The 13,295-nt window shown below is 69.5% G+C and carries 13 protein-coding genes; 10 read left to right on the forward strand and 3 right to left on the reverse strand.

The window, feature by feature from the left end; all coding sequences use genetic code 11:
* Positions 1 to 99 precede the first annotated feature (99 nt).
* From RHOOR87_RS0106045 to ubiH, 3 genes are all read right to left on the reverse strand, one after another.
* On the reverse strand, positions 100 to 894 hold the full coding sequence (locus tag RHOOR87_RS0106045; protein WP_007514819.1) for a dienelactone hydrolase family protein: 795 nt from the start codon (positions 892 to 894) through the stop codon (positions 100 to 102).
* An 80-nt stretch (positions 895 to 974) separates the two neighbouring features.
* Entirely contained in the window at positions 975 to 2,186 is a 1,212-nt protein-coding gene (locus tag RHOOR87_RS0106050; RefSeq protein ID WP_015448694.1) for a UbiH/UbiF/VisC/COQ6 family ubiquinone biosynthesis hydroxylase, read from the reverse strand.
* On the reverse strand, positions 2,183 to 3,406 hold the full coding sequence (gene ubiH / locus RHOOR87_RS0106055) for a 2-octaprenyl-6-methoxyphenyl hydroxylase (protein WP_015448695.1): 1,224 nt from the start codon (positions 3,404 to 3,406) through the stop codon (positions 2,183 to 2,185). The genes RHOOR87_RS0106050 and ubiH overlap by 4 nt, the downstream gene beginning before the upstream one ends.
* A 100-nt stretch (positions 3,407 to 3,506) precedes the next feature.
* Between ubiH and RHOOR87_RS0106060 the strand changes: the two genes are divergently transcribed.
* The 10 genes from RHOOR87_RS0106060 to RHOOR87_RS0106105 all read left to right on the forward strand — a co-directional run bounded on the left by RHOOR87_RS0106060 (position 3,507) and on the right by RHOOR87_RS0106105 (position 13,276).
* On the forward strand, positions 3,507 to 4,106 hold the full coding sequence (locus RHOOR87_RS0106060; protein WP_027484509.1) for a hypothetical protein: 600 nt from the start codon (positions 3,507 to 3,509) through the stop codon (positions 4,104 to 4,106).
* A gap of 1 nt (position 4,107) precedes the next feature.
* Positions 4,108 to 4,677, forward strand: a complete 570-nt coding sequence (locus tag RHOOR87_RS0106065; protein WP_015448697.1) for a cob(I)yrinic acid a,c-diamide adenosyltransferase — start codon at positions 4,108 to 4,110, stop codon at positions 4,675 to 4,677.
* A gap of 10 nt (positions 4,678 to 4,687) precedes the next feature.
* Positions 4,688 to 5,608, forward strand: a complete 921-nt coding sequence (locus RHOOR87_RS0106070; protein ID WP_027484510.1) for a histone deacetylase family protein — start codon at positions 4,688 to 4,690, stop codon at positions 5,606 to 5,608.
* Positions 5,609 to 5,758: 150 nt separating this feature from the next.
* Positions 5,759 to 8,140 carry an LPS assembly protein LptD gene (gene lptD / locus RHOOR87_RS0106075; RefSeq protein WP_027484511.1) on the forward strand — a complete coding sequence of 794 codons (2,382 nt, stop codon included), beginning with the start codon at positions 5,759 to 5,761 and terminating at the stop codon, positions 8,138 to 8,140.
* 35 nt (positions 8,141 to 8,175) lie between these two features.
* On the forward strand, positions 8,176 to 9,516 hold the full coding sequence (locus RHOOR87_RS0106080; protein WP_027484512.1) for a peptidylprolyl isomerase: 1,341 nt from the start codon (positions 8,176 to 8,178) through the stop codon (positions 9,514 to 9,516).
* A 15-nt stretch (positions 9,517 to 9,531) separates the two neighbouring features.
* Positions 9,532 to 10,536 carry a 4-hydroxythreonine-4-phosphate dehydrogenase PdxA gene (gene pdxA, locus RHOOR87_RS0106085; protein ID WP_043795404.1) on the forward strand — a complete coding sequence of 335 codons (1,005 nt, stop codon included), beginning with the start codon at positions 9,532 to 9,534 and terminating at the stop codon, positions 10,534 to 10,536.
* A 54-nt stretch (positions 10,537 to 10,590) separates the two neighbouring features.
* A complete protein-coding gene (gene rsmA, locus RHOOR87_RS0106090; RefSeq protein ID WP_027484514.1) occupies positions 10,591 to 11,379 on the forward strand; it encodes a 16S rRNA (adenine(1518)-N(6)/adenine(1519)-N(6))-dimethyltransferase RsmA in 789 nt (262 codons plus the stop codon).
* Between the two features lie 69 nt (positions 11,380 to 11,448).
* Positions 11,449 to 11,832, forward strand: a complete 384-nt coding sequence (apaG, locus tag RHOOR87_RS0106095) for a Co2+/Mg2+ efflux protein ApaG (protein WP_007509311.1) — start codon at positions 11,449 to 11,451, stop codon at positions 11,830 to 11,832.
* Between the two features lie 15 nt (positions 11,833 to 11,847).
* The gene (locus RHOOR87_RS0106100) at positions 11,848 to 12,699 is read left to right on the forward strand and encodes a symmetrical bis(5'-nucleosyl)-tetraphosphatase (protein ID WP_027484515.1); all 852 of its coding nucleotides are present in this window, start codon (positions 11,848 to 11,850) and stop codon (positions 12,697 to 12,699) included.
* A gap of 91 nt (positions 12,700 to 12,790) precedes the next feature.
* Positions 12,791 to 13,276 (forward strand): hypothetical protein, encoded by a 486-nt coding sequence (locus RHOOR87_RS0106105; protein WP_027484516.1) that lies wholly within the window; start codon positions 12,791 to 12,793, stop codon positions 13,274 to 13,276.
* Positions 13,277 to 13,295 lie beyond the last annotated feature (19 nt).

Below are 13,295 nucleotides of genomic sequence, written 5' to 3' on the forward strand. Positions count from 1 at the left end.
TCCTACCGGGTCACACAAGAGAAAAAGTGACTCGGTTGCCGCTGGCAGATGAAATCCCCTGCTCCATAACCACCAGCGCCATCGCGTCCACCAAGAATCCTACGGCGTGCCCGCGAACGCCGCGCGCAGCCAGTCGTGCATCAGGCGGTAGCTGCGGGTGGCGGCGCGTTCGTCGTAGCGGCAGCCGGGCGAGTTCTCGCCGACCTCGGTGAAGCAGTGCACCGCGTGGCCGATCACCACGAACTGCCAGTCGACCGGACTCATGCGCATCTCGTCCATGAACTTGTCCGCGTCCGGCATGGTGCCCTTGTCGTCGGCGCCGTTCATCGCCAGTACGCGCGCCTTGATGTGCTTCGCCAGCGTCGGGTCGTCGGTGTCCAGGCCACCGTGGAACGACACCACCGCGGCCACGCCGGCGCCGCTGCGGGCGAGGTCGAGCACGGCCGAGCCGCCGAAGCAGAAGCCGATCGCAGCCAATTTCGACGCGTCGAGCGGCGCGCTGGCCGCCTGCGCCTTCAGCTGGTCCAGCGCCACGTTGATCCGTTTGCGCATCAGCGCGCGATCGCCGTACAACGGCTTCACCGCCGCCTGTGCCTGCGCCGCGTTGCCCGGCTGCGGGCGCACGTCGGCGCCGTACATGTCGGTGAGCAGGATCACGTAATCCTTGCCGGCGATCATCTCGGCCTTCTTTACGGCCACGTCGTTGATGCCGTACCAGTTCGGCACCATCACCAGGCCCGGCCGCTTCGCGCTCGACGCGTCGTCGTAGAGCAGCACGCTGTGGAAACGGGTGCCGTCCTGCGTCCACTCGACCGGGCGATGCACCATCTTCGCCTGGGCGGCAAGGCTTGAACCGGCGAACAACAGCAGACAGCAGAGTCGGGCGATACGCATGGTCGATCCTCCGTCAGGGTTGACTCCCTCCCCCGCTTGTCCCAAAGGGACTTCCTTCGGTCGCAGGGGTGGGTAAAGGCTCAAAGTCCGGCAGCGTGCTCCGAGAGCTGCCGCTTCAGCGGCGCGAGCCGATCCAGCAGGCGTACGCCGATGCCGCGCGCGGCCACCAGTGCCGGCGACTGCCACGCGTAGATGCGCGCCAGCGCGTCGAAACCCAGCGCATCCAGCGTATCGGCGCTGCGCCGGCGGCGCGCGTAGCGACGCAGCACGTGGGCAGCGCCGATGTCGCGGCCGGCGGCACGCGCGTCGAGCAGCGTGTCGCGCAGTTCGACCACGTCGCGCAGGCCCAGGTTGACGCCCTGCCCGGCCAGCGGATGCACCGCGTGCGCGGCGTCGCCGAGCAACACGAAACGCTCGGCCTGGTAGCGCTCGGCCAGTTGCAGTTTCAACGGGAACGCCGCGCGCGGCGTGGTGGCGAAGATGCGGCCGAGCCGGAAGTCGCTGGCCACGCCGAGCTCATCGAGGAAAGCCTGCTCATCCAGCGCCAGCACGCGCTGCGCCTCGGCCTCCGGCAGCGACCACACGATCGAGCTGCGCCCGTCGGCCAGCGGCAGCAACGCCAGCGGCCCGCCCGGCAGGAAGCGTTGCCATGCAGTGTCCTGGTGCGGCCGCTCGGTGGCGACGTGTGCCACCACCGCGCGCTGTGCATAGTCGCGGCCGCGCGTGCCGATGCCGGCCAGCGCGCGCAGCGGCGAGCCGGCGCCGTCGGCTGCCACCAGCAGCCCGGCGGAAAGGGTCTCGCCGCCGGCCAGTTCCAGCTGGATGCGGTCCTCGCGCGCCTCGAACGCCTTCACCTCGGCGGGACACGACACGCGCACGCCGGCTGCCGACAGCGCCTGCCACAGCGTCCACTGCACCAGGCTGTTCTCGACGATGCAGCCGAGCCGGTCGCGCCCCTCGCTGGCGGCGTCGAAGTCGATCGCCGCGCCGCTTTCGGCATCCCACACGTGCATGTGCGTGTACGGGCCGACGCGAGCGTCGCGAATGGACGTCCAGACGCCCAACTCGTCGAGCAGCGCGACCGACGACGGTGCCAACCCGACCACGCGCAAGTCCACTTCGGCACGCGCGTCCCAGGCCGCCGGAGCGCGGGCCTCCAGCAGGGCGGTGCTGAAGCCAGCCCGCGCCAGGGCCAGCGCCGCGGCGGCGCCCACCATGCCGCCGCCGACCACGGCCACGTCCAGCGCGGGCGCGCGGCGGCGCGAAGGCATGTCCTGCAATGGCGTGTTCATGGCAGGCGCTCCAGCACCGCCCGTGGCGGCTCGCCGCGGAAGCCCATGCCTCGCCGCGCCAGCGCGCGCTGCAGCGGCGGCAAGCGGTCGCAGGCCAGCAGGGCCAGCGAGCGCAGCGGCGCCAGCAGCGGTTGCGGCAGGCAGGCCAGCTGCACCAGGCCGTGGCTCATCGCCATGGTGCCCTCGCGGTCCGGCGCGCGCCGCGCGGCGTAGCGCGCCAGCAGATCGGCTGCGCCCGGATCGGGCGCGGCGGCGACCAGCTCGGCCAGGGTCAGCGCATCGCGCAGGCCAAGGTTGAAACCCTGTGCACCGATCGGGTGCACGGTCTGCGCGGCGTTGCCCACCAGCACCGCGTGCGGCGCGGTCAAGCGGGTGGCCGCGACCCGCTGGATCGCATACGGATGCCGCTTGCCCGGGCGACTCAGCCGACCCAGCCGCCAGCCGAAACGGCGCTGCGCCAGGGCGATGAAACCGGCGTCGTCCAGCGCGGCGACCGCGTCGGCCTCGGCGCCCGCCACCGTGAGCACCAGGCCGCAGCGGCGCTCGGCCAGCGGGAGCAGGGCAACCGGCCCTTCATCGGAGAAGCGCTCCCACGCCCGGTGCGCGTGCCCGCGTTCGGGCGTCACCGTGCAAACGAACAGGGTCTGCCGATAGTCATGTCTTTCGGCGTCGATGCCCAGCTGAGCGCGCACGAACGACTGCGTGCCGTCGGCACCGACCAGCAATGGCGTGTCGAGGCTGCGCGTGCCGTCGGCGCTTTCGACCTGGGCGCGCCAGCCGCCGGACAACGGCTGCAGCGAGGCCAGTTTCGCCGGCGCCAGCCGGGTCAGCCGGGTGCATTCGTCGAGCCGGCGCAGCAGCGCCGCGCCGAGTTCGCGCGCCGGCAAGGTCCAGCCCAGCGCGTCGACGCCGTGCCTGTCCGCGTCGAGGCGTGCGCTGCCGAACTCGCCGGCGCGGCTGACGTGGATGTGGCGGATCGGCGTGGCATGGGCGGCGGCGTGGCGCCACACGCCGATCGCCTCCAGCCCGTTGACGGTGGCACGGGCGAGCGCCAGGTTGCGCTCGTCGTAGCTGGACTGAGCATCGGTGCGCGGCGCGGCGGCCTCGACCAGGGTGGCGGCGATGCCGGCGGCGTCCAGCGCGATCGCCAGGCTGGCGCCGACCAGGCCGCCGCCGATGACCAACACGCTGCCGCCTGCAGGGGATGCGGAAGGGTTCATGCGACGGATGATACGCGCCGGCGCGACGCCGACACATCGGGCCGGTCGCATTGGGCTAAACTGGCAGACCTGTATCCCGCCGAGCTGCACGGAGTCCCGCATGGCAACCTCAACGACCCGACGCCTGGCCATCTTCCTGGGCCTGGCCCTGGTGATGGGCGTCACCCGCTTCCATCCCTCCCTGCTGCACCACGCGTTGTGGGACGCCTCGTGGGGCGTGTTCTTCCTCGCCGGCTTCTGGCTGCGCGGGCAGGGCCGCTGGGCCTTCCCGCTGCTGATGGCCGAGGCCGTGCTGGTGGATTACCTGGTGATCAGCGGCCAGGGCGTCGACTTCTGGAGCCACTACTGCGTGTCGCCGGCCTACTGGTTCCTGGTCCCTTCCTACGGCGCGCTGTGGCTGGGCGGCAGCTGGCTGGCGCAGCGCCAGCAGGGCCTGGGCCTGCGCACGCTGGCCCTCGCAGCCGGTGCGTTGCTGGTGGCCGAGGGCGTGTGCTACCTGGTCTCCAACGGCAGCTTCTACTGGATCAGCGCCAGCGTGCCCGCGCCGCGCAGCTTCGGCGCGTGGCTCGGCAACCTCGGCGACTGGTACCTGCCGTTCCTCGCCGGCACGGCCGTTTACGTGGCGCTGGGCGCGGTGCTGCACGTGCTGGCGACCCAGCTGGCGCACGCCGCGCCGCGCGGCAGCCACGCCCGGCACTGACGTGGGCAACCGCCTCTCGCGGATCTACACCCGCACCGGCGACGACGGTTCGACCGGTCTCGGCGACGGCTCGCGCGTGGGCAAGGACTCGCCGCGGGTCAACGCCTACGGCACGGTGGACGAGCTCAACAGCACGATCGGCATGCTGCTGGCTGCCGACGGCGTCGATGACGAAGTGCGCGAGGCGCTGACCCAGGTGCAGCACGACCTGTTCGACCTCGGCGGCGAGTTGTGCATCCCGGGCATGGCGCTGGTCGAGGACAGCGACATCGAACGGCTGGAGCGCATCCTCGACAGCCTCAACGAACCGCTGCCGCCGCTGAAGGAGTTCATCCTGCCCGGCGGCGGCATGGCCGCGGCCTGCGGCCACCTGGCGCGCACCGTGTGCCGTCGCGCCGAACGCGCGGTGATCACCTTGTCGCGGACGGAGCAGATCCGCACCCAGCCGCAGCGCTACCTGAACCGGCTGTCCGACCTGTTGTTCGTGATCTCGCGCGTGCTGGCCCGAGCCAGCGGCCACGGCGAGGTGCTGTGGCAGCACGAGCGCCGCCGCAAGCCTTCCGCGACCTAGGTCCGCCGCCATGCTGCGGCTGTACACCCATCCTGCCTGCCTGCAGCACGATCCCGGCCCGGGACACGTGGAGCGGCCGGCGCGCCTGCAGGCGATCCTGCGGGCGCTGGACCATGACCGCTTCGCCGCGCTCGACCGCCTCGAGGCACCCCCGGTCACCCGCGAGCAGTTGCTGCGCGTGCACGGCGCGGCACATCTCAGCGAGGTCCTGCTCGGCGCGCCGGCGGGCGAGATGCTCGCCCTGGACCAGGACACCGTGATGGGCCCCGGCTCGACCGAGGCGGCCCTGCGCGCGGCCGGCGCCGTGGTCGCGGCGGTCGACGCGGTGCTCGGCGGTGCCGCGCTGCGCGCATTCTGCGCGGTGCGCCCGCCCGGCCACCACGCCACACGCGAGCGGGCCATGGGCTTCTGCCTGTTCAACAACGTCGCGGTGGGCGCCGCCCACGCGCTGGCCGCACATGGGCTCAAGCGAGTCGCCATCGCCGACTTCGACGTGCACCACGGCAACGGCACCCAGGACATCTTCGAGCGCGAGCCGCGCGTACTGTTCGCCTCCAGCCACCAGTGGCCGCTGTACCCGGACAGCGGCCGCGAGGATGAGCGCGGCGTGGGCAACATCGTCAACGGCACGCTGTCGCCCGGCGCCGGCTCGCACGAGTTCCGCGAGCTGTGGGACGGCGTGCTGCTGCCGCGGCTGCATGCGTTCAAGCCGCAGCTGGTGCTGGTTTCGGCCGGTTTCGACGCCCACTGCAACGACCCGCTGGCCGACATCCGGCTGGGCAACGAGGACTACGCGTGGATCACCGAACGCCTGGCGGCGCTGGCCGACGCACACGCCGGTGGGCGGCTTGTCTCCACCCTGGAAGGCGGCTACGACCTGGCCGCGCTGGCGACCAGCGTGAGCGCGCACGTCGGCGCCCTCGTCGAGTAAGACGCCGTGCGGCGCGCTGCATTCCGCATCGAATTTCCCCGCTCGGCACCCGCCCAGGCTGAATCCCGACGTGCGGCGAGAAAACGTTCACCTGCCGCCCCGGGGGTCTTTCTGTTAGCTTAACGAGCCTTCGAAGCCGGCAGATTTCCCGTGACGCCCAAGCTACCTCCACGCCGCCTGCTGGCAGTCGCCGCCGCCCTGGCCCTGTTCGGCGGCCAGGCCGATGCCAGCAGCCCCCAGGTTCCGCCCGCCCACCCCACCGCCCCGGCCGACCAGGCCTGTCCGCTGGGTTCGTTCCACTGTGCGCCGCGCCCGCTCAACTACGCGATGTGCCGGCCCAACGCCTTGCTGGAGTTCTACGATCCCAGCCTGGGCAGGGACACCAGCCTGCGCGAGACCAGCCCCACCCTGGTGCAGGCGCAGCACGTGGACAGCTCCAACCGGTCGGTCTATCACCTGTCCGGCGAAGTGAAGCTGCAGCGTGCCGACCAGCAGCTGCAGGCCGAGCGCATCGACTACAACGACCAGAACACCGACTACGACGCCCGCGGCGACGTGCGCTACCAGGACGCCGGCCAGTTGCTGGCCGCCTCGAGCATGCGCGGCAACACCGACGCCAGCCGCGGCATCGCCGACGACGTGCGCTACCAGATGCTCGACGCGCGCGGCAACGGCACGGCCGGCCAGGGCCAGATGCTGGATGCGCAGCACACGCGCTACTCGCAGGCCACCTACTCCACCTGCGACGTCGGCCACCACCTGTGGGAGTTCCGCGCCAAGTCGATCACCATCAACAAGGAAACCGGCGTCGGCGTGGCGCGCAACGCCACCATGCGCCTCGGCAACGTGCCGTTCCTGTACCTGCCGTATTTCAGCTTCCCGGTCGACGACCGCCGCAAGACCGGCTTCCTCTACCCGACCATCGGCCACACCAGCCGCTCGGGTTACGAGATCAGCACGCCGTACTACCTGAACCTGGCGCCGAACTACGACGCCACGCTGGACCCGCGCTACTACAGCGCGCGCGGCGCGATGCTTGCCGGCGAATTCCGCTACCTGACGCCGGGCAGTCGCGGCCAGCTCAACGTGGAATACGTGCCGGACGACCACAGCAAAAGCGATGGCCTCGCCGACACCAGGGGCGACTCGCGCTACCTGGTGAAGTTCGCCGACCGCACGCAGCTGTGGAAAGGCTGGCAGTTCGTGGGCTCGTACAACCACGCCTCGGACAGCAGCTACCTGTACGACTACGGCGACGCCCTGTCCCATTCGGCCGTCTATACGCTGGCCTCCAACGCCGCGATCGCGGGCGGCGGCAAGTGGTGGAACGCCTCCTTCGGCGGCACCATCTACCAGAACGTCAATCCGTTCGTGACCGACAGCGGCCTGCCGTACAAGCAGCTGCCGTACGCGAAGTTCAGCATGGACGTGCCGCTGTCGCGCTGGCTGGAATTCGGCGTGGACAGCTCGGCGGTGGCATTCCGCAAGACCGGCTTCGTCGAGGGCCAGCGCGAGGACCTCTACCCCTACCTGGAAGCGGACTTCGGCAGTTCGGCCTGGTTCGTGCGTCCGCGGCTCGGCTATCGCTACACCGCCTACCAGCTGGACAGCAGCTACCGGAATTACGGTTATTACGGCCTGCTCGGCAGCGGTGCGACCACGCCGTTCGACCAGCAGTCGCCGAGCCGTTCGCTGCCGATCGTCAGCCTCGACAGCGGCCTGGTGTTCGACCGCAGCGCCACGCTGTTCGGCGACAGCTACACACAGACGCTGGAGCCGCGGCTGTACTACCTGTACGTGCCGTACCGCAACCAGAACAACCTGCCGCTGTTCGACACCCGGACGATGTCGTTCGACTACTGGCAGTTGTTCTCGACCAACCAGTTCTCCGGCGCCGACCGCCAGATGGACGCGAACAACCTCACCGCCGCGCTCACCACCCGCCTGCTGGACGACGGCGGCGTCGAGCGGGTGTCGGCCAGCATCGGCCAGATCCACTATTTCAGCCCGCAGAAAGTGCTGGGCACGGACTGGGTCCGCTCGGCCTACGTGGCCCAGCTCGACGTGCAGCTCAGCGAGCGCTGGCGGCTGGACAGCGCCTACCAGTGGAGCCCGAACACCCGCCTGACCGACCTGGCGGCGGTGCAGTTGCAGCGCCGCCTGCGCACCGACGGCATCCTCAATTTCTCCTACCGCTATCGTCGCGGCCTGCTGGAACAATACGGCGCTTCGGTGGTCTACCCGGTGTCCGAGCGCTGGCGGCTGGTGGGTGCATGGACCTATTCGGTGAAGGATCGCGAAAGCGTCGATGCGCTGGCCGGCGTGGAGTACGACAGCTGCTGCGTGTCGCTGCGGCTGGTGGGGCGCAGCTACGTGAACCAGAGCTACTACGGCTTCGGTCCGGCCCCGACAGGCGGCAACACCAACCATCGCGACAATGCCGTCATGTTCGAGGTGGTTTTCAAGGGACTGGGCTCCACCGGCGGCCAAATCGATCCACTGCTGCGCCGTGATATTCTCGGCTATCAATAAACGCATTCGCCCCGGCGAAATCAGGCTTTCCACTGATGAAGCAATCCCTTGCATTTCTCCTGCTCGCGCTCGCGATCCTGCTCCCCGCCCATGCCCAGCTGCTGACCCCGGCCGCCCCGGCCAACCAGTCGCTGGATCGCATCGTGGCCGTGGTCAACGACGACGTGATCCTGCAGAGCGAACTGAACGACGCCGTGCTCTCGGTGCAGCAGCAGTACGCCGGCCACACCGAGCAGCTGCCGCCGATGAATGTGCTGCAGCAGCAGGTACTGAACCGTCTGGTGCTGATGCGCCTGCAGATCCAGAAGGCACAGGATCAGGGCATCCACGTCTCCGACGCCGACGTCGACCAGGCCATCCAGGGCGTGGCCCAGCAGAACAAGCTCAGCCCCGAGCAGTTGCGTGCCGAGGTGGAGCGCAGCGGCGCCAGCTTCGCCTCGTTCCGCGAACAGCTGGCCGACCAGATCACCGTGCAGCGGCTGCACCAGAACGTGGTGCAGGATTCGGTCTCGGTCACCGACAGCGAAATCGACAACCTGCTCAGCAGCCCGACCTACAAGGCCGGCGAAGTGCACCTGGCGCACATCCAGATCAGCATTCCCGGCGGCGCCGATGCCGCCGCGATCCAGGCCAGCCAGGCCAAGGCCGGGCAGGCACTGGCCGCGATCAAGGGCGGCATGGATTTCAACGCCGCCGCGATCCGCTACTCGGACGCACCCGATGCGCTCGAGGGCGGCGACCTCGGCTGGCGCCGGCTCGACGAAATCCCGCCCGCGTTCGCCGACACCATCACCTCGATGAAGCCCGGCGAGGTCAGTGCGGCGCTGCGTGGGCCGACCGGTTTCCACATCCTCAAGCTGGTCGACCAGCGCCAGAGCAGCCGCAAGATGGTCACCGAGCTGCATGCACGGCAGATCCTGATCAAGCCGAGCGAGCTGCTGACCCCGGCCCAGGCCGAACAGAAGGCGCAGGACCTGTACCACCGCATCGTCGACAAGCACGAGGACTTCGCCACCCTGGCAAAGGAAAACTCCAAGGACGACACCACCGCCAACATCGGCGGCGACATGGGCTGGTTCCCGCCGCAGGCGTGGGGCCAGGCCATCGCCGCGCAACTGGGCCAGCTGAAGGACAACCAGGTGTCGCCGCCGTTCCAGAGCGCTGCCGGCTGGCACATCCTGCAACGGCTCGGCGAGCGCCAGAGCGACCAGACCGTGCAGATCGAACGCGACCAGGCGCGCCAGGCCATCGGCACGCGCAAGTCCGAGCAGGCCTACGACGACTACCTGCGTGACCTGCGTTCGAACGCCTATGTCGACATCCTGGTGCCCGAGCTGCGCGCGGCGGACGATCGGGCCGCCACCAGCGCGCCATAAAGGCGGTTGGACACCATGCCACTGCCCCGGCTCGCGCTGACCGCGGGCGAGCCGGCGGGCGTCGGCCCCGAATTGCTGGTTCGACTGGCCACCACGCCGCTGGCGGCAACCCTGGTGGCGATCACTGATCGCAACCTGCTGCAGCGGGCGGCCGCACGCTGCGGCCTCGCCGTCGAACTGGCCGATGATGACGGCAGCGCGCCGCCCATGCGCCGCCCAGGCACGCTGCGCGTGCAGCACATCCCGCTGGCCGTCGACGAGGTGCCCGGCCGGCCCGACCCGCGCAACGCCCGGCACGTGCTGGACACGCTGGCCGAAGCCGCCGACGGCTGCATGGCCGGCCGCTACGACGCGGTGGTCACCGCGCCGCTGCAGAAAGCCTCGATCAACGACGCCGGCGTCCGCTTCAGCGGGCACACCGAGTTCTTCGCCGAACGCGCGCACACCGACGTGGTGATGATGCTGGCCAGCCCGGAGCTGCGGGTGGCGCTGGCCACCACCCACCTGCCGCTGGCGGCGGTACCGGCGGCGATCACGCCGGCCGCGCTGACCCGCACGCTGCGCATCGTGCACGCCGAGCTACAGCGCAAGTTCGGCATCGCCGCGCCGCGCATCGCGGTGCTCGGCCTCAACCCGCACGCCGGCGAAGGCGGCCACCTCGGCCACGAGGAAATCGACACGCTGATTCCGGTATTGAACGCGCTGCGCGGCGAGGGCATGCATCTGCTCGGTCCGCTGCCCGCCGACACCGCGTTCGTGCCGGCACAGCGTGCGCGCTACGACGCAGTGCTGGCGATGTACCACGACCAGGCACTGCCGGTACTGAAGAGCGAGGCGTTCGACCGCACCGTGAACCTCACCCTCGGCCTGCCGTTCATCCGCACCTCGGTCGACCACGGTACCGCGCTGGACCTGGCCGGCAGCGGCCGCGCCGACCCGGCCAGCCTGATCGCCGCGGCGAACATGGCGCTCGCGCTGGTGCAGCGGCGAGACGAGAAGAGAGGAGTGCGAAGTGAGTAAAAGCAGCCGGACCGCCGCTCCCGTTCCTCACCCCTCCTCATTCGCTCCCGCCCCATGAACGCGCGCCCCAAGAAAAGTTTCGGCCAGCACTTCCTGCACGACCGGCGCTACATCGACCGGATCGTCAGCGCGATCGCGCCGCGGGCGGAGGACTTCGTGGTCGAGATCGGCCCAGGCGAGGGGGCGCTGACCCTGCCGCTGCTGGCGGCGGCCGGCCGGCTCACCGCGATCGAGCTGGACACCGACCTGATCCCCGGCCTGCAGGCGCGTGCCGCCACCGCGGGCGAGCTGCACATCATCCACGCCGATGTGCTGAAGGTGGACTTCAGCGCGCTCGCCCACAGCCACGGCGTGCCGAGGCTGCGCATCGCCGGCAACCTGCCGTACTACATCTCCAGCCCGATCCTGTTCCACTGCGTCGAGCACGCCGCGGCGATCCAGGACATGCACTTCATGCTGCAGAAGGAGGTGGTCGAGCGCATGGCTGCCGAACCGGGCAGCAAGGTGTACGGCCGGTTATCGGTGATGCTGCAGCTGGCCTGTCGCGTGGAACCGCTGTTCGACGTACCGCCGGAGGCGTTCCGCCCGCCGCCGAAGGTGGAGTCCGCAGTGGTGCGGCTGCAGCCGTTACCGGCCCACGAACTGCACGATGCGCCGCCCGAACATGTCCATGCCGTGGTCAAGGCCGCGTTCGGCCAGCGCCGCAAGACGCTGGCCAATGCGCTGCGGCAACTGCTCGACGCCGACGCGATCCGTCGCGCCGACGTCGACCCGAAGGCGCGTGCCGAAACCCTCGCCCCGGCCGATTTCGTGCGCTTGGCCAAAATCTACGGCAACCCCTGAACGCGGAAACCGTAGCGCGGTCGCGACGCTGCCCGCCCCATTCGCGGCGGCAGGCCTTACAATCCCGGCATGACTGAAAAATCTTCCTACACGATCGACGTGCAGGTCGAAACCCGCTTCGTCCCCGATCAATCGAAGCCCGGTGACAATCGCTACGTTTTCGCCTACACCGTTACCCTGCGCAACGCCGGCGAGATGCCCGCACGCCTGCTCACCCGCCGCTGGATGATCACCGACGCCAACGGCAAGGTGGAGGAAGTGACCGGCGAAGGCGTGGTCGGCGAACAGCCGTGGATGCGGCCCGGCGACGATTTCGAATACACCTCCGGCGCGGTGCTGGAGACGCCGGTCGGCACCATGGGCGGCAGTTACCAGATGCTGGCCGATGACGGCACGGAGTTCGAGGCGCCCATCCCGACCTTCACCCTGTCCATCCCGCGTACGCTGCACTGATGGCCCTGCGCTGACATGGCTACGTACGCGATCGGCGACGTGCAGGGCTGCTACCCCGAACTGCAGCGCCTGCTGGAGAAGCTGCGCTTCGATCCGGCACGCGACCGGCTGTGGTTCTGCGGCGACCTGGTCAACCGCGGCGGGCAATCACTGGACACGCTGCGGCTGATCCACGGCCTGCGCGAGCACAGCGTGGTCACCCTCGGCAATCACGACCTGAGCCTGCTGGCGATCGCCCAGCGCCGGCCCGACGCGCAGGCGCGAGTGAATCCGGAGCTGCGCGAGGTACTGTTCGCCGACGACGCGCCGGTGCTGTTCGAATGGCTGCGCTCGCAAAAACTGTTGCACCACGACGAGCAGCTCAACTGGACCATGGTGCACGCCGGCCTGGCGCCGATGTGGACGCTGCGCCAGGCGCAACGCGCGGCGCAGGATGTCGAGCGCGAGCTGTCCAGCCCGCGCCACCCGCGGCTGCTGCGCAACCTGTTCGGCAACCGGCCGGCGCAGTGGACCAGCCGGCTACAGGGCCTGGATCGCCAGCGCGCCACCATCAACACGATGACCCGGATGCGCTACTGCGACGTCAACGGCCGCATCGACTTCGAGGCCAAGGGCATCCCCGGCACGCAGAAGGCCGGACTGTATCCGTGGTTCGAGGTGCCCGGCATGCGCCGGCGCGACACCCGCATCGTCTGCGGCCACTGGTCCACGCTGGGCCGCTTCGCCGGGCTCGGCGTGCACGCGATCGACACCGGCTGCGTCTGGGGCGGGCAGCTCACCGCCTTGCAGCTGGACGGCGAGGAGCTGCAGTACATCGCGGTCAACGCCGAGCCGCACCGCAAACGGCCGCCGGGCGGCGAGGATTGATGCGATACGAACGGGAACTGAATATCCACGATTCGTGATCTACCGTGGATGTACTCGGGGTGTCGAAATATCTGCCATGAACGGAGGTTTCATGAAGCCCTCTACCATTCGCATGCTGCCCCTGCTCGTCGCGATGTCCTTGGCGTCCGGAAACGCTGCCAAGGCACTGCCACCCGGCGAAGCCGACCAAACCACGCAGGTATCGAGTACCACGACGACACAGCTGATCGTTCCGCGCGGAAGCGCGGAGCACCAGGCGATCCGCGATACGCTGAGCCGAGCGATGCGAAAGTCCAGGCTGGGAAACGTGGGCAGCCTCGACCCGGCGGCGCTCGGTGACTTCGACGTGGTCCTCGTCAGGCATATCAGGAACATGCAGCAGCCGATGCAAGCCTGGCCCGCCCCACCCTGGGGAGGCATGAGCTGCACGCCAGGGGACACGGCCAGCATCAGTACTTGCTCGGGCGGACTCCAACAGACTTGGGAGCTCTCGTGCGTGGGCGGATCCACCGGCGGCTCGTGGGTTACCACTGCCTACAAGGGCCAGTACGTCACGAGTTGCCAAAAACAGCAATAAACCACACCGCTTACAACCA

Origin of the sequence: Rhodanobacter sp. OR87 (assembly GCF_000473345.1) — a bacterium.
GTDB lineage: Bacteria > Pseudomonadota > Gammaproteobacteria > Xanthomonadales > Rhodanobacteraceae > Rhodanobacter > Rhodanobacter denitrificans.

Bases quoted from the DNA above. Each gene is read 5' to 3' on its own strand.
- apaG (WP_007509311.1), top strand. From the start codon at position 11,449: ATGACTGAAAAATCTTCCTACACGATCGACGTGCAGGTCGAAACCCGC.
- RHOOR87_RS0106100 (WP_027484515.1), top strand. From the start codon at position 11,848: ATGGCTACGTACGCGATCGGCGACGTGCAGGGCTGCTACCCCGAACTG.
- RHOOR87_RS0106070 (WP_027484510.1), top strand. From the start codon at position 4,688: ATGCTGCGGCTGTACACCCATCCTGCCTGCCTGCAGCACGATCCCGGC.
- RHOOR87_RS0106105 (WP_027484516.1), top strand. From the start codon at position 12,791: ATGAAGCCCTCTACCATTCGCATGCTGCCCCTGCTCGTCGCGATGTCC.
- RHOOR87_RS0106060 (WP_027484509.1), top strand. From the start codon at position 3,507: ATGGCAACCTCAACGACCCGACGCCTGGCCATCTTCCTGGGCCTGGCC.
- RHOOR87_RS0106045 (WP_007514819.1), bottom strand. From the start codon at position 894: ATGCGTATCGCCCGACTCTGCTGTCTGCTGTTGTTCGCCGGTTCAAGC.
- RHOOR87_RS0106050 (WP_015448694.1), bottom strand. From the start codon at position 2,186: ATGAACACGCCATTGCAGGACATGCCTTCGCGCCGCCGCGCGCCCGCG.
- ubiH (WP_015448695.1), bottom strand. From the start codon at position 3,406: ATGAACCCTTCCGCATCCCCTGCAGGCGGCAGCGTGTTGGTCATCGGC.
- rsmA (WP_027484514.1), top strand. From the start codon at position 10,591: ATGAACGCGCGCCCCAAGAAAAGTTTCGGCCAGCACTTCCTGCACGAC.
- pdxA (WP_043795404.1), top strand. From the start codon at position 9,532: ATGCCACTGCCCCGGCTCGCGCTGACCGCGGGCGAGCCGGCGGGCGTC.
- RHOOR87_RS0106080 (WP_027484512.1), top strand. From the start codon at position 8,176: ATGAAGCAATCCCTTGCATTTCTCCTGCTCGCGCTCGCGATCCTGCTC.